The organism is Sphingobium sp. DC-2, assembly GCF_000722555.1.
Taxonomy (GTDB): Bacteria; Pseudomonadota; Alphaproteobacteria; order Sphingomonadales; family Sphingomonadaceae; genus Sphingobium; species Sphingobium quisquiliarum.
On sequence record NZ_JNAC01000054.1, the window covers coordinates 81,971 to 100,305 of the forward strand.

Below are 18,335 nucleotides of genomic sequence, written 5' to 3' on the forward strand. Positions count from 1 at the left end.
CGGCTTGCGGGACGTCAGCCCTGCTGGAGCGATGCGGGCGCGCCCGGCAGGCCTTCATGATAATAGCCCGCTGCCCAGCCGCCATCGACCGCCAGTTCCGCGCCGCTGATATAGGATGCCTCGTCGGAACAGAGGAACAGGCTGGCCGCGGCGATCTCCTCAGGCTCGCCGATGCGCTGCAACGGCACGCGGCGGTGGCCGTGATTCATCTCCTTCATGGTGCGGTTCGCCTGCGGGTTCACCATGGGCGTGTGCACCCCGCCCGGATGCACGGAATTGACGCGCACGCCATGTGGTCCCAGTTCCAGCGCCGCCGTCTTGGTCATGCCGCGCAAGGCCCATTTGCTCGACGAATAGATGCCCAGCGCATTGGCCCCACGAAATCCGTCGATCGACGCAATGTTGACGATAGACCCCCGCCCAGCGGCCCGCATCGCTCCACCGGCATGTTTCATGCCCAGAAAGGGGCCCTTGACGTTGACCGCATAGACCCGGTCGAACTCGGCCACATCAGCGGTCACCAGTTCGCCAAAGCTCAGCACGCCTGCATTGTTGACCAGCGCGTCGATCCGGCCATGACGCTGGAGGATATCGGCGATCAGCGCTGCCCAGGCCGCTTCGTCCGCAACGTCCAGCTTCACGAACCGCGCGCCGCCGCCCAACTCGTCCGCCAGCGCCGCGCCTTCCGCTTCCAGCATGTCGGCGATCACGACGATCGCTCCTTCCCGCGCGAACAGGCGGCATGTCGCCGCCCCCATGCCGCGCGCGCCGCCGGTGATCACCGTCACCTTGTCCTGCAAACGTCCCATCTTCATCCTTCCTGCTGAACCTGTGCGCGGCGTTTCACCGCGCTGTCACGGCTGCGGAAGCAGATGGCGGCGCGATATTCAACGATTTCTGCGCGCGGGCGGCGGGAATCTACAGGGGCAGGCGGAACATTCCCTAGCGGCCTGACCCGCCCTGCGTCGCCGATCCGGTGGCTGAGGAGCCCGGCGTGGACGTAGGACTGTCGGCGGCCGTTACCGCGCCCCGCGTGCTGGTTTCCCCGTCCGTCATGGCGCTGCCTGCCCCTTCGCCGGGGATGCCATCCGGCACCGTGCCCGCCGTCGTGTTGCTAGGCGCGAAAGTCGAATCCCCTGAATCCGCCTGATCGCTGGGCGCGCAGCCCGCCAGCCCGATCGCGATCGCGGCGAGGGACAGATATCTGGTCATGGCATTCCTCCGCTTGCATGGATCAGTCAGGCAACAGCGCCGCTCCCGCCCCGTTCCGCCCGGCCTGCAGAAATCGACCAACAGCTAACCCAAGTGGGCGAATGGCCCGGCTCCCCCGCGACCTCTCGGGCATTTTTCTCCGGCACCTAAACCAAGGAGAGAATGATGGCCGGTAACCAGCAGAACGCCCCTTCGTCCCAGCAACCGGCGGAGGGCCGCGACGATACGCCGCCCCCAACTCCGGGAAGCCCCCGGACTGAGGATCGGAAGGACAGCAAGGCCGACGGTGAAAGCAGCGGCAAGACAGAAGGACATCAGTGATGGCGCAGAAAGGCGCGGGCGGCAACCCCGGCGCGATCCCCAGCAAAGGGGGTGATGCCGGATCAGGAACGCAGAGCAAGACGACAGGCGGCAAGGGCGGCGGTGGACGCTCCGGCGGCAGCAAGAGCGGCGGTGGCGGAAATAGCGGCGCCGATCCTTGCGCTCTGGTTCATCCGTCTGTTCGCGCAGCAGCAGCCTGCCGTCCTTTTCCACCAGCCCCGCCGCCCCTTCGGCGATCGCGGCATCCGGCTGCGGAGTCAGCGCGATGGCGGCAGGCCCGGCATCGATCCGCGCGATCCGCAGCGCGCGGCCCAGCATGGCGATGCGCGCGGTCGCCACCAGTTGCCGGGCAGGCTGCGGCAAGGGACCGAAGCGATCCGCAAGCTCCTCCTCCAGCGCCTGGAGCGCTGCTTCATCCGTGATCCGCGCCAGCCGGACATACAAGCCAAGGCGAATGTCCGCCTCTGGAATCCAGCTTGCGGGCAGAGCGCCCGCCGCGCCGATATTCACCTCCGGCGACCACAGGCCCGCATCCTCGCCCCGCGCCTGCCGCAGAGCCGCGCCGAAAATATGCTGGTAAAGGTCCACTCCGATCAGCTTCATATGCCCGGCCTGGGTGTCGCTCAGCAGGTCGCCACCGCCACGCTGGTCCAGATCCTCCGCACTGATCGCGAAACCCGCGCCCAGTTGGTCATGGATGGCGAGCGTACGCAGGCGCTTCATCGTGCGTGGCGCGATTTTCTCATCCCGCGTCACCAGCATCACCTGCCCGCGCCGGTTGCCCCGTCCCACCCGGCCGCGCAACTGGTGCAACTGCGCCAGGCCGAAACGGTCAGCGCGCCACACGATCATCGTGTTCGCGCGCGGCACGTCCAGCCCCGCTTCGATGATGTTGGTGGCCAGCAATATGTCGCCTTCGCCATCGGCGAAACCGACCATCGCCGCGTCAATCTCCGCTGGCGCCATCTTGCCATGCGCCTGCGTCAGCGAAAGATCGGGCACGATCCGGCCCAGCCGTTCCGCCAGCGGCGCCAGATCCTCGATCCGGGGCGCGACGACGAAGCTCTGTCCGCCGCGCGCCTTTTCCCGCAACAGGGCGGTGCGGATGCGGCCATCGTCGGGCGGGCTGAGGCTGGTGCGGATCGGTTGCCGCCGGGCGGGCGGCGTGGCGATGACCGAAATCTGCTGCAAGCCTATCATCGCCCGGTGCAGCGTGCGCGGGATCGGCGTGGCGCTCAGCGTCAGCAGATGAATGTCCGGCGGCCCGCGCAGCTTAGCCTTGTCCGCCGCGCCGAAACGCTGCTCCTCATCGATGATGACAAGGCCCAGCTTCGCATAGCGCACATCCTTCGCCATGACTGCGCCCGTGCCGATCACGATGCGGATCGATCCATCCGCCAGCCCCGCCTTGGCCGCCTTCTTCTCCGCCGCGCTCGACAGGCGCGACAAGCCAGCGACTGCGATGCCGGTCCCGGCGAAGCGCCGCTCGAATGTCTGGAGATGCTGGCGCACCAGCACCGTCGTCGGCGCGGCCAGGATGACCTGATACCCCGCCAGCGCGGCCAGCGCCGCCGCCCGCAGCGCCACCTCCGTCTTGCCATAGCCGACATCGCCGATCACCAGCCGGTCCATCGGCCGCCCGCTGGCCAGATCGTCGCGCACCATCTGGATCGCCCGCGCCTGATCGGCGGTCTCGTTGAAGGGAAAGCCGCTGACGAACCGCTCATAAAGCGCGGAGTCGGGATCGATCACCGGCCCTTCCAGCCTGGCGCGTTCCTCCGCCAGCGCCAGCAGCGCCTTCGCGCTTTCGGCGGCGGCCTCGTCAATGGCCGCGCGGCGCTTCTCCCAACTCGCGCCATCCAGCCGGTCAAGCTTCACCGCGTCCGCATCCGCGCCATAGCGCCAGATGCGCCCTGCCTCCGTCACCGGCACCAGCCGCCGCGCGCCATCGGCATATTCCAGCGCGATCATTTCCCCTTCGCCCTCTTCCTCGCCCGGCGCGGGTTCCAGCCCGGCGACGCGCGCGACGCCATGATCCTCATGCACCACCACGTCCCCGGCGCGGATGTCGCCGCTGCTCAGCGCGAGGGCATGGCCGATCGGTTCGGGCCGCTCGCCCACGAGCGCGCGGCTGCCCAGCAGGTCACCCGCAGCGACCATCACCAGCCTGTCCCGCATGCCGCCGCGATCGATGGGTGCGATCAGCGCAGCGCCGCTGCCGCCGGGCATGGCCTCCGCCTCGCTTAAGCCTGCGACGGAGCCAATCTCCACCTTCAGCTTCTTCTCGATGCGCGGGCGCAGGAAGCGGATATCGCGCTCACTGCCCGTCAGCAGCAGGACATGGCCCTCATCGATCAGCGGCTTGACGAAGCGGACCATGGCGTTGAGTGGCGAGCGGCTTTCGGCAAAGCGCGGCACCGGGTGAACGGCCGCATCCTCCTCCACGACCGTCCAGTCCTTCGCCGCCTGCGCCCATGCTTCCTCATCGAAGGCGTCGACCTTGCCCTTGTCCCGCCCGGCGGCCTCGCGCGCCAGCTTGATGAAGCGGCGGCGGCGCTTGTCCGCTTTGGCCGACATCATCAGCCGCCCCGTGCGCAGATGCGCCAATATGCCGCCCCCCTCCGATCCCTCCGGCTCCAGCGCCCGGCCGACCTCCAGCAGATCGGACGCTCCGTTGCTGAGCTGGCTCACCGGATCATAGCTGCGGATGGCGGCAATCCTGCCATCGCTGATCTCGATCCGTGCGGGCATGCCCGCATCCGCTGGAAAGATATCGATGACATCGGCCCGCACGGCGACTTCGCCCGGTTCGTCCACCCGGTCGTCGATGACATAGCCGATGCGTTCCACCTCCTGCGCGAAAGCGGCGGTGTCGATCGGATCACCAGGGCGCAGCGTCGGCGGCACGGCGTCGAAGGCGGCGGGCTCCGCATAGAGCCTGGCCGCCGCCTCCCCGCTCATGATGCAGGCCAGCGTGGGGCGATCCGCTGCCGCATTGGCCCGGCGCAGCGCCCGCAGGGCCGCCACCCGCTTGCCGACATTAGCGGGCGACGCAGGCGCGCGGTCGCCGGGCAAGGCGTCGCTGGACGGTATGAAGATGACCGGATGAACGGGAGCGAGCGCCGCTGCCGCCTCGGCCAGCGCTTCCGCCTGCTGCTCATCATCCGCCAGATAAAGAATGTCGCTGTCGCGCAGCGCCTGTTCGATCATCAGCGCCGCTTCGCCGATCGATCTCGGCTCCCTCTTGTCCTCGTCGCGCAGGATCAATCCTCCACCGCAGCCTTGGGAGGCCCGGCCCTGTCATATATTGTCATCGGATTCCGGCGCGCTGGCGTCCTCATCATAGGTAAGGGCGCATCAGCGCGGACGGGCGTTCAGTCGTTGGACTTGGCGACGCCGTTGCGGTCGTCATCCTCTCCGACATCCTGTTCGCCCAGATGGCCGGGACCGTGATAGGCGATTTCCGACTGGCCGCCATGACCCATCACGCTGCCGAAATCATTGTCGCTGCGGCCCTTGCGGTAAGGCTGCGGATAGGGAGCGCCCTCGCTCTCGCCGCCAGGCGAATCCGCATCGCCCTCAAGATCGCTGACGCCGTCGCCATGGCCTACCGCATGTCCGGCAGCAGGTTGCGGAGCGGCTGCGTGATCCCCCTCGTCCGGTGCGTTCGGGCTTTTGCCCAGCGACGTCGCCTCTGCAAAGGCGGTGCCCGAAATATCCTCCACCTCGACATTGGTGCCGGACAGGCGGTGGCGCTGGTCCGTGTTGCTGGCGCTTTCTTCCGCCGCCTTCTCTCCGCGCCATCCTCCGATCGGCGGCGGCTCGTCATCCTTGATCGGGGAACCCTGCCCCTGCAAAAAAGCATTGCGGTCATTCATGGTCCTGTCCTCATTCAGTCGGGTGAAGCGGCTGGCCGCCTTGTTCCGTGTTGAACGCCTGGCCACGCAGGATCGATCCGCTTTAATATGGGAGGAACAGGATAAGGCCGCGCCATTTTACGCCAGCCGCGTAGAACAGCCTTAATCTCGATCAAAATAGGAAACCAGCGGGCGATTTAAGTATTTACGCTCCATGCCGCGTTACTTCATCAACATCTACAATGACGCCGATGTATTGGATGACGAAGGAGCCGATCATGCCGATCTTGCCGCAGCCAAAGAGGTCGCCATCCGCGGTGTGCGCGCCATGATGGCAGAGCATGTCTCCTCGGGCAGGCCGGTCAACTTGCGGCATCGGGTGGAAATAACCGATAACAGTGGAAAGGTTCTGGCAACAATCCCCTTTGGCGAGCTTATTACGATCGTCGATTGACGGTCCGCCACAACGACTTTGCTTTCAAGCCCTTGAGTGCCGCCATTTTACCTATTATCATGACCCTTGCGGGACCGGGCCCCTCTGGCGCGCTGCTCCTTCCGGGGTGAGCGCGTGATGTCGGACCGCATCGGATGATCCGATGCGATCGGCGGGCTGCTTTCCGCTCTCCTCGCATCGGGTCTGCGATCGGCATGGCTGGACAAGAGGAGCGCTGTTCCATGGAATTTCTGTTTGCCGACTGGCTCGGCACCCCGGCCTGGTTCTGGCTGGCATTTCTGGTGATCGTGGTTGCGCTGACCGCCTTTGACCTGGGTTTCCTGCACAAGGAAAACCGGGAAATCGGCATTGGCGAAAGCCTGAAGCTGTCGGCCTTCTACATCGGCATCGCGCTGCTGTTCGGGGTCTGGATCTGGTTCGCGCGCGGACCGGAACCGGGAATGCAATATTTTACCGGCTTCTTCATCGAAAAGGCGCTGTCGATCGACAATGTCTTCGTGATCAGCCTGATCTTTACCTATTTCGCCATTCCGCCCCGCTACCAGTACCGGGCGCTGCTGTGGGGCATCGTCGGCGTCATCGTGTTGCGCGGCCTTATGATCGCGGGCGGCGCTATGCTGTTGCATGAAGCCTATTGGGTGCTCTACCTCTTCGCCGTCTTCCTGATCTTCACCGGCGTCAAGATGCTGTTCACGGCGGACAAGCCCATGGACATCGGCAACAATCCCGCGCTCCGCTTCATTTCCCGGCATATCCGCGTGACGCCCGAACTGCATGGCGAACATTTTCTGGCCAGGATGCCGCATCCGGTGACCGGCAAGATGGTGACGGCGGCCACGCCGCTGCTGCTGGCGCTGGTGGTCATCAACTTCGCCGACCTCGTCTTCGCGGTGGACAGCGTGCCCGCCATCTTCGCGATCACCACGGACACCTTCATCGTCTATACGTCGAACGTCATGGCGATACTGGGGCTGCGCGCGCTCTATTTCGCGCTGGCGGCGATGGTGCATCGCTTCCATTATCTGAAATATGCGCTGGCGCTGATCCTGGTCTATATCGGGGCGAAGATCTTCATCGCCGACTTCCTGATGGACGGCGGCAAGTTCCCGCCGGTCTGGAGCCTGGGCGTCACCTTCGCGCTGATCGCCGGGGGCGTTGGCTGGTCCTTGTGGAAGACCCGCCAGGAGGCGGGCGGCGCTGCCTGAGCGCCGCCGCCATGATGTCATGGGTCGTGGGGCAGATATTCGAACCCCACGACGCTGGCGTCCTGGATAAGGGCAGCGGTGAATTCCTCCACCCGCTGGACGTTCGCGCCGTTGACGGTCGTGCTCAGTTCCAGATAGCCGTCCTTCAACCGCTGGCTGATCACCGAAGGCACCAGGCCAAAGCGGGCAAGGCTGGCGCGGAAGTCGCGTTCGGACATGACGTCGGACCGGCGATACCGGATCATGATGCGGGCAAAGCGCTGCTGCGGCAGAAGCCGTTCGGACGCCGCCACCGCCGCGAGCACGCCCAGCGTCACCAGCGTCCCGCCAATCGCCAGGCTGTAGAAACCGACGCCGAACAGCACGCCGAGCGACGATGTCATCCACAGCGACGCGGCGGTCGTCAGCCCCCGGACGTTGAGCCCTTCGCGAAAGATCACGCCGCCGCACAGGAAACCGATGCCCGTCAGCACGCCATGGGCCATGCGGACGGGATCGATCCTGATAAGGTCGTCGGGCGTATCGCTGAGCCAGCGAATCTGATGCACCGCCGCCAGCATCAGCAGCGCGCAGGACAGGCTGACCAATATATGGGTGCGAAATCCCGCCGGGCTTGACCGGTATTCCCGCTCCGCGCCGATGAGTCCCCCTGCCAGAACCGCGCCAAGCACCGGAAGCGCAAGGTCAAGGTCCAGCAGGTTCATCAACGATCGGTCTTTGCCTCCAGATCGCGCGCCATCTTCAAATGGCCTTCGACCACGGCCGCGATCTCGCCTGCCGCCGTCTTGAGTCCGGCATCGGTGCCGCCTGACGCATAGGAGCGCATCAGCGCCAGCGCATCCTCATGCGCATCCACCTGGCCGTCGATATATTCCTCGTCAAACTTCGCGCCGGTCAGCTTCTGAAGGTCGGCCAGGTCTTCCTTCTGGTCCGCCGTCAGCGCGGCATCGATCGTCACCGCCGGTTTCGCCTTACCGGCCGCAGCCTTGATCTTGGCGCTGGATTCGGTGTGGGCCTTGATCATCTGCGCGGCGAAGGCCTTCACCTCGGCGGAGGAAGCCTTGACCGCCGCCAGCTTCGCCGCCGCGATTTCGAACGCATCGCTCTTTGCCGCCTTGTTCGCGAACTCCTGCGCCGAAGGGGTGGGCGTGAGCGCCGCCATGGCGTTGTCAGCAGCGTTTTCGATCCTGTCCCCGGCCGCATCGGCCGTCGCCGCCGCCGAACCGGCGGCATTCTCCGCGCGCTGCTCGGTCGCTTCGTTACAGGCGGCCAGCGTCAGCCCGGTCGCCAGGATCATGAAGGTCATGCGGTTCATCTTATTCTCCCTGAATGCCACGACCGCCAACGCATGATCGGGCTTTGCCGTTCCGGCAGCGTCCCAAATGCAGCGAAGCCAACGCGCATTTTGACGCGGGTCAAGGTTCCGGCGTTCCCGCGCACCTATTCTTCTCTTTGCAAAGGAGGAACCCATGGCACAGCTTTTCGGCAGCTACTTCCCGCATCTGGTCGTTGGCCTGATGCTTCTCTTCATGCTCATCCTCGGCAGCCTGAGCATCGGCGACGCATTGCGTGGCAGACGGAATTGAGCAGCGCCGCGCCTGTGGAGGAAACACTGCCCTTCGACGCGGTCGGAGGACGGGAGGGCGTCCAGGCGATTGTGGAGCGCTTCTATGATCTCATGGACTCCGTTCCCGCCTATGCCGAATTGCGATCGCTGCACGCCAGCGACCTTGGCCCCATGCGCAAGTCGCTGGCCGGGTTCCTGACCGGATGGCTCGGTGGCCCCGCCGACTGGTTCGCGGCCAATCCGGGCAAATGCATGATGACGCTCCACAACCGCTTTTCGATCAGCGCCGCCACTGCGGACCAGTGGGTGAAGGCCATGGACCAGGCCATGCGCGACTGCGCCGTGGAAGAGGAGGTGGCAAAGCGCATTGGCGCGGCCTTCGCCTCCATGGCTTCGGCAATGGTCCGCGCCTGACCCTCTCTCTCGCTGCCTGCCGCTGACCCGCGACGGCCCCTCCTGCCGTCAGCGGGTTTGTTCGGATATGGCCATGATGTGATCGTCGTGGCCGGGGAACACATAGTCGAACTCCAGCACCAGGCCGCTGCCCAGCGGTCCATCGACGATCAGGTCCGTCTCGCAAAAGGCCTGCACGCCGTTGCGGCCATAGGTGTAGCGGGTGACGCCGCGATAGACGGGCGACGCATCCATGCGCGCGTCGATCTCGCTATTCCCCGGCAGCGCGCGATTGACCAGGAATTTAAGCCGCCCGGCAAAGCGCGCATCCTTCGCCTCCAGCGCCTGCAATGCAAGGAAGCGCTCCTCCAGAAAATCGAGCGAGTCGAGCAGGAAGCCGACATGGAAATCATATTCCGGGTCGGCCGCATGGGCGGCGCGATAGGCGCTCACCGCCGGATGCTCGTTAGCAGTGCCCATGCCCAGGCTTTCGCGCGCAGCGGCGATCAACTGCGCCGTTGCTGGCGGCAGCGGTGACAGATAGACGATATTGTCCGCCTGATTGAGCGCATGGCTGTTGGCCGTGAAGCGGTAGAAGGTGCCCCCCGATGGCAGTTCCATTTCCTGCGTCCGCACGAGCCCAGCCGTTTCCAGCAGCACCGCCGCCGCCTCGCCATCTTCCGGGCGCGGGTAATGAAGGTTCACATGGCTGATGGTCTGCGCCACGCTTGAACGATCGATCGTCTGGGCCTTCATGCCTGTTCCTCCGCCTTCCTCTATTGCAAGGACTTCAAAAGAGCCGGTGGAACGGTCAGCCGCCTTGATCGCGATCAAAATTGGCTACACTCGCGTATTTTACTGCCGATTATAAAACGCATATGGCAGAAGTTTGCCGCGTTATCCCCTAATGATGCGCAGGTAAAAATCACATTTACGACGCTTTGTTGGTCAATTTTGATCGCGGTCAATTCGCTCGCCCCCGTCCAGCGGCATCATGGCACGGCAATATGAGTGGAGACCCCCATGGAAGTCGCGGCACTTGCCTATAGCGTGATCTCGTCTCGCAACCCGTCCCAATGGGTGCGTTTCGCGGAAGACATTGCGGGCTTTTCGGCGCATGCCGTGCTTGGCGGAATCGCCCTGCGCATAGACGAGCGCGCCGGACGGCTGTTCATCGTGGAAGATGAACGGGACGGCTATTTCGCCAGCGGCTGGGAAGTGCGCAATGAGGAGCAGTTCGCCCATGCGCTCGCCCTGCTCGATGCCCAGGGTGTCGCCTACAACCATGCGACCCAGGCCGAACGCGCGCTGCGCCACGTCACTGACATGGTGTGGTTCAAGGACCCGTCCGGCAACCGGCATGAACTGTCCTACGGCTATGTCAGCAGCTTCACGCCTTTCTGCTCGCCGCAGGGGACGCGGTTCGTCACCGGCGATCTCGGCTATGGCCATGCCGTGCTGCCCGCACCGAAAATCGCGGAAACACGCGCCTTCCTGACCGGCATCCTCGGCCTTGGCCTGTCGGACTTCATGGTCCACCGGCCGATGGGCCAGGGCGGACCGGAAATGCGCATCGATTTCCTGCATTGCGCCAATGGCCGCCATCACAGCCTGGCCCTGTTCGAAGGCGAAGTGCCATCGGGCTGCGTCCACCTGATGGTGGAAGTCGCCACCATTGACGAGGTCGGCCACGCCTATGACCGGATGCTCGCCGCCGGTGCGCGGCTGATGGCGACGCTGGGCCGCCACACCAATGATCACATGATCAGCTTCTATGTCGAAACGCCCGGCGGCTTCGCGCTGGAATATGGCTGCGGCGGCCGGGTCGTGGACTGGGATCATCACACTGTTTTCGAAAGCACGTCCGCCAGCCTGTGGGGCCATGATTTCAGTGTCGGCTTCGGCGCTGACGAACAGGCAAGACTGGCCGACGCGGCCTGATCAGAAGGAGAAGGATTATGACACTTGCCAATGCGATCGCCGCGCCGACCATGGCCGGCCTGGTCGACCGGGCCGCAGCGCTGGTGCCGGTGCTGCGGGAACGGGCCGACGCCTGTGAAGCCGGGAACAAGGTGCCCGAAGACACCATCCGCGATTTTCAGGAAGCCGGTTTCTTCAAGATCCTGCAACCCCGCCGTCATGGCGGCTATGAAATGGACATCGAAACCTTCTACGCGGTGCAGATGAAGCTGGCCGAAGGCTGCATGTCCTCCGCCTGGGTGCTGGGCGTGGTGGCCGTGCACAACTGGCAGCTCGCTTTGTTCGACGCGCAGGCGCAGGACGATGTGTGGGGCAAGAATCCCGCCACCCTCATCTCCTCCTCCTACATGCCGCGCGCGCAGGTGACGCCGGTCGAGGGCGGCTATCGTATCAGCGGGCGCTGGGGCTTTTCCAGCGGCGTCGATCATTGCGACTGGGCGTTCCTGGGCGGCCTCGTCAACGATCCTGAGACGGGCGAGCCCGACTTCTGGACCTTCCTGGTCCCACGGGGCGATTTCAAGGTGCTGCATATCTGGAACACGATCGGGCTTGGCGGCACCGGCAGCCATGACGTGACGGTGGAGGACGCCTATGTCCCCGCCTACCGCACCCACCGGTCGAAGGACGGCTTCGCCGCCACCAACCCCGGCGCGAAGGTCAATCCCGGCCCGCTCTACAAGCTGCCGTTCGGGCAGGTGTTCGTGCGCGCCGTCTCCTCCTCATCCATCGGGGCGCTTCAGGGCGCGCTCGACTGCTTCATCGAGAAGGGGGCGAAACGCAGGAGCGCCAACAGCGGCGCCAGCGCCTCGGCCGATCCCGATGTGCAGATGGTGATCGCCGAAACCCGCGCCGCCATTGATGAGATGAAGACGATCCTTTTCCGCAACTTCGCCGATCTCACGGACAGGGCGCGGAAAGGCGAGCAGGCGGATGTGGAAACGCGGCTGCATTACCGTTTCCAGTCGGCGCAGATTTCCAGCCGCTGCTGCGCGCTGGTAAGCCGCATCTTCGCGGCCAGCGGGGCGGAGGCCATCTATCGCGGCAATCCGATCGCCCGCGCCTTCTGCGACATTCACGCCGGGCGCACCCATGTCGCCAACAATCCCGGCATCGTCGGCCGCAATTACGGCAATGTCGCGCTGGGCGGGTCCAACAGCGACAGCTTCATCTGAGCGCGGGGAGAAAGACTATGGCTACCACCGCTGATTATGGCCTTGGCGAACTCGCCTTCCCTCGCGGCTGGTTCATGATCGCCATTGCTGACGACGTGACCCACCAGCCGCAGCCGGTGCGCTTCTTTGGCAGGGACATGGCGCTGTACCGGGGCAAGAGCGGGCGCGTCGTGCTGCTCGACGCCTATTGCCCGCACATGCGCGTCAACATCGCGCGCAACACGACCTCCTATGTCGTGCGCGACGGCAATCAGGTGGAGGGCGACTCCATCCGCTGCCCCGCCCATGGCTGGCGCTTCAATGCGCAGGGGCAGTGCGACGACATCCCCTATTCGACGCGCGGCATCCCCAAGGCCGCCTGCATCAAGTCGCACAAGGTGGCGGAACGGGCGGGCTGCATCTGGATGTGGCATGACATGGAAGGGGGCGATCCCGACTATGACCTGCCCGATTTCGCCGAATGGGACCGCACGGACGAAGGATGGGTGCGCTGGCAGGTGGATCATCTGGGCACGCTGCCGATCCATCCGCAGGAAATCCTCGACAACATGACCGACTATGCGCATTTCGCGCCGGTCCATGGCTCGTCGGGCAGCATCTTCTTCGAAAATGAATTTGACGGCCATATCATGCGCCAGCGCTTTGCATCGGGGCACCGCACGCTGGTGGACGGCAACGCCATGCTGGAAACCGACACCTGGTACACCGGCCCCGGCATCCTCCTGTCCCGCATGGAGGGCAAGCATCCGTCGCTGATGATGATCTGCAACACGCCGGTTGAGGATGGCGAGGTGCGGGTCTGGTTCGCAGTGATGGCGCGGACCGCCGCCAGCGGTGATGCCACGGCGGAGGAACGCGCCACCGCCCGCGCCTATCATGAAGCCGGACTCGCCGCCTTCTCCCAGGATTTCGAACTGTGGAAATATAAGGAACCGGCGATCAACATCCTCCAGATCCCCGACGATGGCCCCTTCCACAAGGAACGCATCTGGTATCGGCAATTCTACAATCCCCGCGACCGGGCAGGCGACTTTCAGGGACGCGTGAACGGTATCCATACGACGGTGGACATGCGGAACGCGAAGGCCGCCGCCGCCTGATCCTGCCGCACGGCATTTCGATGGCGGAACATCCCCTGATGGCTCCGCCATTTTTCTGTCCGAATTTTGACCCTTGTCAATTTACAGGACATAGTAAGTATATACTTACATACGGGAGAGGCGAGCATTTCTGCCGCCCTCATCGCGAGAGGAGTGATCATGAACGCGCATAGTCAGCCGACACCGGCGTCAAACTTTCCCCTGCCCATCACGGATAAGGAAGGCCTTCGCAGCGCTCTTGCGGAAGCGAACCTGCCGACGCTGCTGATGGTCTACACCACCTATGCGCAGGACCGCGCTTATCTGGAAAGCTTTGCCCCCTATATGACCGGCATCTACACGGCGGAGGCTCCCTCCAACGTGCCGGAGGACATGGCGCAGGACTTGCGCGACCGCCTGTTCGCGCTGCTCACCAGCCCCACGCCGCCGGTCGAACGGCCGATCGACCCCGAACTGCTGCGCACCATGATGAGCGTCAGCGTCGGCGAAGAGGTCGATCCCGCGATCATGCCGGTTCTCTACGACCAGATGGGCTTCGAACGCCCGGTGCCGCGCAAGGATATTCCCGGCCGCATCCCTCCGCCCGCCGGTTTCCGCGTGCTGGTGATCGGCGGCGGCATGACCGGCATCGCCGCTGGCATCAAGCTGGGCGAAGCGGGCTATGACTATACGATCATCGAAAAGAATCCCGACCTTGGCGGCACCTGGTATGAAAACCGCTATCCCGGCGTCGGCGTCGACACGCCCAGCCACTTCCATTCCTATTCCTTTGAACTGAACCCCGACTGGAGCAGCTATCACCCGAAGGGGCCGGAGATTCAGAACTATCTGACCGGCGTCGCGGAAAAATATGGCATCCGTGACCATGTGCAGTTCCAGACGATGGTCGTCGCCGCCCGCTGGGATGATGCGCAAAGCAACTGGCACGTCACCCTGCGCGACGTGAAGACCGGCGCGGAGCGGGTCGAGGTTGCCAACGCCGTGCTGCTTGCCCATGGCGTGCTCAATCGCTGGTCCTTCCCCAACATTCCGGGGCTCGACAGCTTCAAGGGGCCAAAGATGCACACGGCCGGGTGGGACCCTGACATGGACCTCACCGGAAAGCGCGTGGCGGTGATCGGCACGGGCGCCAGCGCAGCCCAGCTCGCCCCCGCGATCGCAGGCAAGGTTTCCAGCCTGGTGATCTTCCAGCGATCGAAGCATTGGGTGCTCAACAACCCGGACATCGCCGTTCCGGTGAACGAGAATATCCACTTCGCCCTGCGCCACATCCCCCATTACAAGGAATGGTTCCGCTTCCGCGTCTACTGGTTCACGGGCGACGGCCTCTACGGCAATGTGAAGATGGACGCCGACTGGCCGAACAAGGACGTGTCGATCTCCGCCCAGAATGACGCCGCCCGCAACTATGCGCTGCATTATATCCATAACAAGCTGGCGGGCCGTCCCGACCTCATTGAAAAGATCGTCCCCGACTATCCGATCTTCGGCAAGCGCATCGTGCTCGATGCCGATGGCGGCTGGCTCGACACGCTGCTGCGGCCCAATGTCACGCTGGAAACCGACCATATCGACCATATCGAGGAGGATGCGATCGTCACAAAGAGCGGCAAGCGCTACGAAGTGGACGTGATCGCGCTCGCCACCGGCTTCGAACTCGCACCCGCGCTGGGGTCGCTCAAGGTCTATGGCCGCGGCGGCTGCGATCTGGCGGCGGCCTGGGGCAAGGATGAGGCGCGCTCCTATCTGGGCGTCATGGCCCCTGCCTATCCCAACTTCTTCATGACGCTGGGGCCGAACAGCGCGCCCAACCATGCCGCGGGCGTCAACATGGTGCTGGAAGCGCAGATTCACTACATCATCGAAGCGCTGGACAAGGTCGTGGCGGCTGGCGGCAAGGCGATCGAGCCGACCGAGCAGGCCTATCTCGACTGGAATGCGAAGGTCGAGGATCAGATGAAGCAGATGATCTGGTCCCATCCCAAGGCAAAGAGCTATTATCTGAACAGCAAGGGCCGCAACTATGTGTCCTGCCCGTTCAAGCTTGCCGACTATTGGAGCTGGACCCGCAATCCTGATCCAGAGGCGATGGTTATTTCCTGAATATTGATGGACAAACAAAGGAAGGGGCCTGATCCACACGGATCAGGCCCCTTTTCTATTCGTTACGGCCGTCCTTCCAACGGTATTGGTCCTGGAGCAATATGATGGTTTGATCCGTTCGCTTCGAGCGAAGTCGAGAAGCGGATAGCGCCACCTCAGCGTTTCTTGACAACGCTCGAACGAACGGAAGAAGACGGCCGATCTGACTTGGAATGGATGTCGGGTTACATCGACTCAATGCACACCACCCTCAATCCTCATCAATCAGGATCCGCACCGCAGCGCCTTCGCTATCCTCAAACTGCCCATCCCGCAGCGCCCAGAAGAACGCAGCCAGCCCCAGCAGCCCCAGAAACAGCGCAATCGGGATCAACAATCCAAGCCCGGTCATCTCACGGCCCCCTTCAAACGCAGCGCATTGGCGATGACGATCAGCGAGGATGTGGACATGGCGATCGCCGCCACCAGCGGCGTCACCTTGCCCGCGACCGCCAGCGGCACCGCCAGCACATTATAGCCGATCGCCAGCGCGAAATTCTGCTTCACGACCGCAATCGTCCGCCGGGCGGCGCGCACGGTCAGCGCCACCGGGGCCAGCCTGTCGCCCAGGAACACCGCGTCCGCTGTCAACTGGCTCGCATCACTGGCGGAGGCAGGCGCCATGCTGGCATGCCCTGCCGCCAGCGCCGGGCCGTCATTCAGCCCGTCGCCCACCATCAGCACCTTTTCCCCCTGCGCCTGCAAGCGGCCGATCAGCGCCAGCTTGTCCACCGGGCGCAGATGCCCGATCGCGGTCGTGCGGGTGGCGCGGGCGATTTCCTCCATCGCTTCGGTCCGGTCGCCGCTGGCGATCAGCGTCTTGACGCCCATGGCGCGCAGCCTGTCCAGCGTTTCCACCGCATCGGGGCGCGGCGCGTCGGTAAAGGACAGCAGCACCGATTGATCCCCCCGCCGGTATTCGCTCACAAGGCCGAACAGGCTGACGATGCTGCGCGGCCGGGCCAGCGATACCTCGACGCCGCCATGCTGGGCGAATACGCCTTCGCCCGCCACTTCGCGGATATCATCGAGCGGAGCTGGGACTACCTCCCGTGCCTCCAACTCCAGCCGAAGCGCGTTGCTCAGGGGATGACGCGATGCCCGCGCCAGCGCCAGCAGGATCGCCTGGTCCTGCCGCCCTATCCGGTCGAGGCCCTGCGGCACCGGGCGGCCCAGCGTCAGCGTTCCGGTCTTGTCGAACACCGCCTCGCTCACTTCGGCCAGACGTTCCAGCGCCGACCCGTCCTTCACCAGCACGCCCCGCCGCATCAGCGCCCCGCAAGCGACGATCTGCGCCGCCGGGACGGCAAGCCCCAGCGCGCAGGGACAGGTGATCAGCAGCACCGCCACCGCGATCAGCAGCGCCTGATGCGCGCCCGCACCCGCGATCATCCACCCCGCGAAGGACAGCGCCGCCAGCAGATGCACGCTCGGCGCATAATAGCGCGCCGCCCGGTCAGCGATCTGGACATAGCGCGACTTGCCCTGCCCCGCTTCCTCCATCAGGCGGGCGATGTCGGCGATCATCGTGTCCGGGCCCGCCGCCGTCACCTCGACCGTGATCGGCCCTTCGACATTCATCGCCCCGGCCTGCACGGCATCGCCAGCCCGCACCCGCACCGGCGCGCTTTCTCCGGTCAGGAAGGCGATATCGATGCCGCTTTCCCCTTCGGTCACCCGCCCGTCCGCCGCCAGCCTTTCGCCCGCCGCGACCAGCATGCGCATGCCCGGACGCAGTGCGCGGGCGGCGATCCACTGGCTGCGGCCGTCAGCGCCCAGCACCAGCGCACCCGGCGCGGTCTGCTTGAGCAGGGCCGCGACCCCCGCCCGCGCCCTTCCCCGCATCATGCTGTCCAGGCACCGCCCGGCCAGCAGGAAGAAAAGCAGCATCACCGCCCCGTCGAACCACGCATGCGCGCCGCCCGTGACGGTTTCGAACAGGCTCATGCCCGTGGTCAGCAGCACGCCGATGCTGATCGGCACGTCCATGTTCGTCCGCCCCTGCCGCAGCGCCGCCCAGGCGGAGCGAAAGAAGGGCTGGCCCGCATAGGCCACCGCAGGCAGCGCGATCAGCGCCGACAGCCAGTGGAACATGGTCCGCGTGGCCCCTTCCGCCCCCGACCAGATCGACACCGACAGCAGCATGATGTTCATCGCCGCGAAGCCAGCAACGGCCAGCGCGCGCACCAGCGCCTTGCTCTCCGCCGCCGCCACGTCCTGATCCGGGTCGGCCAGCGGCTCCGCCTCGAAGCCCAGCGCCATGATCGCGGCCTTCAGGTCCGGCGGCGTCAGCGCCACGTCATGGCGGATCGCGACCCGCTTCGCCCCCAGATTGACCCGCGCTGACAGGATGCCCGGCGTTGACGGCAGGCCGTTCTCGATCTTCGACAGGCATCCCGCGCAGTGGATGCCGGGCACCGCGAACAGGCTTTCCTTCGCTTCGACCAGGGATTCTTCGGGCAAGGCGGGCTGGCTGGCCATCAGTCGACCTCCCGCAGCAGATGTTCTTCGCCGCCATCATGGCGAATGTCGAACCGCACCTGCCACCGTCCGGCGGGCAAAGCGCGATCGCTCACATAAAGTCCCGGCTCCGCCTCATGCAGATGCAGCGCGATGTCCGGCGACCGCCCCAGCGGATGCTGCGCCACCGCGCTCATCCGCGCGCCATGCACGTTCAGCGTCATGCGCACATGCCGCGCCGTGTCCAGCGTCACCTCATCGCGCCAGCCCAGCTTTTCCTGCGCCCGCGCCTGCGCCAGCCAGCCGTTGAACTTCTGGCTGGCGACATAGCTGTTTTCCACCACCGTGCCGCCAAAGGAGCGCACGGCGAACGTCGCCATCAACACATTGACCGCGATCACCACCGCAAAAAAGCTCACCAGTATCGCCGTCATGTGCCAGCCGGTGAAGGAACGCGCTTGCTGCTTCATGT

The 18,335-nt window shown here is 64.9% G+C and carries 17 protein-coding genes; 7 read left to right on the forward strand and 10 right to left on the reverse strand.

What is annotated here, in order from left to right; all coding sequences use genetic code 11:
* Window positions 1-14: 14 nt before the first annotated feature.
* The 4 genes from ET21_RS0112125 to ET21_RS0112140 form a co-directional block, all read right to left on the reverse strand.
* Window positions 15-809, reverse strand: a complete 795-nt coding sequence (locus tag ET21_RS0112125) for an SDR family NAD(P)-dependent oxidoreductase (RefSeq protein WP_030539916.1) — start codon at window positions 807-809, stop codon at window positions 15-17.
* Between the two features lie 133 nt (window positions 810-942).
* The gene (locus ET21_RS0112130) at window positions 943-1,212 is read right to left on the reverse strand and encodes a hypothetical protein (protein WP_051585243.1); all 270 of its coding nucleotides are present in this window, start codon (window positions 1,210-1,212) and stop codon (window positions 943-945) included.
* 84 nt (window positions 1,213-1,296) lie between these two features.
* Complete coding sequence (locus ET21_RS0112135) at window positions 1,297-4,800, reverse strand: DEAD/DEAH box helicase (protein WP_237751551.1); 3,504 nt, start codon at window positions 4,798-4,800, stop codon at window positions 1,297-1,299.
* A 107-nt stretch (window positions 4,801-4,907) separates the two neighbouring features.
* Entirely contained in the window at window positions 4,908-5,411 is a 504-nt protein-coding gene (locus ET21_RS0112140) for a hypothetical protein (RefSeq protein WP_030539919.1), read from the reverse strand.
* A gap of 193 nt (window positions 5,412-5,604) precedes the next feature.
* Here ET21_RS0112140 and ET21_RS0112150 point away from each other — a divergent pair, with 193 nt between their 5' ends.
* Both ET21_RS0112150 and ET21_RS0112155 read left to right on the forward strand, forming a co-directional pair.
* Window positions 5,605-5,844 (forward strand): hypothetical protein, encoded by a 240-nt coding sequence (locus tag ET21_RS0112150; protein ID WP_030539920.1) that lies wholly within the window; start codon window positions 5,605-5,607, stop codon window positions 5,842-5,844.
* Between the two features lie 221 nt (window positions 5,845-6,065).
* Window positions 6,066-7,049, forward strand: a complete 984-nt coding sequence (locus ET21_RS0112155; protein ID WP_021237741.1) for a TerC family protein — start codon at window positions 6,066-6,068, stop codon at window positions 7,047-7,049.
* Window positions 7,050-7,066: 17 nt separating this feature from the next.
* Here the strand turns inward: ET21_RS0112155 and ET21_RS0112160 are convergent, their stop codons facing one another.
* Together ET21_RS0112160 and ET21_RS0112165 are read right to left on the reverse strand one after the other, a co-directional pair.
* Window positions 7,067-7,753 (reverse strand): MgtC/SapB family protein, encoded by a 687-nt coding sequence (locus ET21_RS0112160; protein ID WP_030539921.1) that lies wholly within the window; start codon window positions 7,751-7,753, stop codon window positions 7,067-7,069.
* Window positions 7,753-8,364, reverse strand: a complete 612-nt coding sequence (locus tag ET21_RS0112165) for a DUF4142 domain-containing protein (protein WP_030539922.1) — start codon at window positions 8,362-8,364, stop codon at window positions 7,753-7,755. The genes ET21_RS0112160 and ET21_RS0112165 overlap by 1 nt, the downstream gene beginning before the upstream one ends.
* Before the next feature lie 267 nt (window positions 8,365-8,631).
* Here ET21_RS0112165 and ET21_RS28485 point away from each other — a divergent pair, with 267 nt between their 5' ends.
* On the forward strand, window positions 8,632-9,030 hold the full coding sequence (locus ET21_RS28485) for a group II truncated hemoglobin (RefSeq protein ID WP_030539923.1): 399 nt from the start codon (window positions 8,632-8,634) through the stop codon (window positions 9,028-9,030).
* Window positions 9,031-9,078: 48 nt separating this feature from the next.
* Here ET21_RS28485 and ET21_RS0112180 read toward each other — a convergent pair whose 3' ends face one another.
* Window positions 9,079-9,765: a hypothetical protein gene (locus ET21_RS0112180; RefSeq protein ID WP_030539924.1), complete on the reverse strand. Its 687-nt coding sequence runs from the start codon at window positions 9,763-9,765 to the stop codon at window positions 9,079-9,081.
* A gap of 267 nt (window positions 9,766-10,032) precedes the next feature.
* Between ET21_RS0112180 and ET21_RS0112185 the strand changes: the two genes are divergently transcribed.
* The 4 genes from ET21_RS0112185 (at window position 10,033) to ET21_RS0112200 (ending at window position 15,364) form a co-directional block, all read left to right on the forward strand.
* Window positions 10,033-10,950 carry a VOC family protein gene (locus tag ET21_RS0112185; RefSeq protein ID WP_021237735.1) on the forward strand — a complete coding sequence of 306 codons (918 nt, stop codon included), beginning with the start codon at window positions 10,033-10,035 and terminating at the stop codon, window positions 10,948-10,950.
* 17 nt (window positions 10,951-10,967) lie between these two features.
* A complete protein-coding gene (locus ET21_RS0112190) occupies window positions 10,968-12,161 on the forward strand; it encodes a flavin-dependent monooxygenase (protein ID WP_021237734.1) in 1,194 nt (397 codons plus the stop codon).
* A gap of 17 nt (window positions 12,162-12,178) precedes the next feature.
* Window positions 12,179-13,261, forward strand: coding sequence for a Rieske 2Fe-2S domain-containing protein (locus ET21_RS0112195; RefSeq protein ID WP_021237733.1), 1,083 nt, complete (start codon window positions 12,179-12,181; stop codon window positions 13,259-13,261).
* 159 nt (window positions 13,262-13,420) lie between these two features.
* The gene (locus ET21_RS0112200; protein WP_030539925.1) at window positions 13,421-15,364 is read left to right on the forward strand and encodes an NAD(P)/FAD-dependent oxidoreductase; all 1,944 of its coding nucleotides are present in this window, start codon (window positions 13,421-13,423) and stop codon (window positions 15,362-15,364) included.
* A gap of 250 nt (window positions 15,365-15,614) precedes the next feature.
* Here the strand turns inward: ET21_RS0112200 and ccoS are convergent, their stop codons facing one another.
* Genes ccoS through ET21_RS0112215 form a run of 3 tightly spaced genes read right to left on the reverse strand, consistent with a single transcriptional unit; the run spans window position 15,615 to window position 18,333 of the window.
* Window positions 15,615-15,755: a cbb3-type cytochrome oxidase assembly protein CcoS gene (gene ccoS, locus ET21_RS0112205; protein ID WP_021237731.1), complete on the reverse strand. Its 141-nt coding sequence runs from the start codon at window positions 15,753-15,755 to the stop codon at window positions 15,615-15,617.
* Window positions 15,752-17,884: a heavy metal translocating P-type ATPase gene (locus ET21_RS0112210; RefSeq protein WP_030539926.1), complete on the reverse strand. Its 2,133-nt coding sequence runs from the start codon at window positions 17,882-17,884 to the stop codon at window positions 15,752-15,754. The genes ccoS and ET21_RS0112210 overlap by 4 nt, the downstream gene beginning before the upstream one ends.
* The gene (locus ET21_RS0112215) at window positions 17,884-18,333 is read right to left on the reverse strand and encodes a FixH family protein (RefSeq protein ID WP_030539927.1); all 450 of its coding nucleotides are present in this window, start codon (window positions 18,331-18,333) and stop codon (window positions 17,884-17,886) included. The genes ET21_RS0112210 and ET21_RS0112215 overlap by 1 nt, the downstream gene beginning before the upstream one ends.
* Between the last annotated feature and the right edge of the window lie 2 nt (window positions 18,334-18,335).

Bases quoted from the DNA above. Each gene is read 5' to 3' on its own strand.
- ET21_RS0112125 (WP_030539916.1), bottom strand. From the start codon at position 809: ATGGGACGTTTGCAGGACAAGGTGACGGTGATCACCGGCGGCGCGCGC.
- ET21_RS0112130 (WP_051585243.1), bottom strand. From the start codon at position 1,212: ATGACCAGATATCTGTCCCTCGCCGCGATCGCGATCGGGCTGGCGGGC.
- ET21_RS0112140 (WP_030539919.1), bottom strand. From the start codon at position 5,411: ATGAATGACCGCAATGCTTTTTTGCAGGGGCAGGGTTCCCCGATCAAG.
- ET21_RS0112150 (WP_030539920.1), top strand. From the start codon at position 5,605: ATGCCGCGTTACTTCATCAACATCTACAATGACGCCGATGTATTGGAT.
- ET21_RS0112155 (WP_021237741.1), top strand. From the start codon at position 6,066: ATGGAATTTCTGTTTGCCGACTGGCTCGGCACCCCGGCCTGGTTCTGG.
- ET21_RS0112160 (WP_030539921.1), bottom strand. From the start codon at position 7,753: ATGAACCTGCTGGACCTTGACCTTGCGCTTCCGGTGCTTGGCGCGGTT.
- ET21_RS0112165 (WP_030539922.1), bottom strand. From the start codon at position 8,364: ATGAACCGCATGACCTTCATGATCCTGGCGACCGGGCTGACGCTGGCC.
- ET21_RS0112180 (WP_030539924.1), bottom strand. From the start codon at position 9,765: ATGAAGGCCCAGACGATCGATCGTTCAAGCGTGGCGCAGACCATCAGC.
- ET21_RS0112185 (WP_021237735.1), top strand. From the start codon at position 10,033: ATGGAAGTCGCGGCACTTGCCTATAGCGTGATCTCGTCTCGCAACCCG.
- ET21_RS0112190 (WP_021237734.1), top strand. From the start codon at position 10,968: ATGACACTTGCCAATGCGATCGCCGCGCCGACCATGGCCGGCCTGGTC.
- ET21_RS0112195 (WP_021237733.1), top strand. From the start codon at position 12,179: ATGGCTACCACCGCTGATTATGGCCTTGGCGAACTCGCCTTCCCTCGC.
- ET21_RS0112200 (WP_030539925.1), top strand. From the start codon at position 13,421: ATGAACGCGCATAGTCAGCCGACACCGGCGTCAAACTTTCCCCTGCCC.
- ccoS (WP_021237731.1), bottom strand. From the start codon at position 15,755: ATGACCGGGCTTGGATTGTTGATCCCGATTGCGCTGTTTCTGGGGCTG.
- ET21_RS0112210 (WP_030539926.1), bottom strand. From the start codon at position 17,884: ATGGCCAGCCAGCCCGCCTTGCCCGAAGAATCCCTGGTCGAAGCGAAG.
- ET21_RS0112215 (WP_030539927.1), bottom strand. From the start codon at position 18,333: ATGAAGCAGCAAGCGCGTTCCTTCACCGGCTGGCACATGACGGCGATA.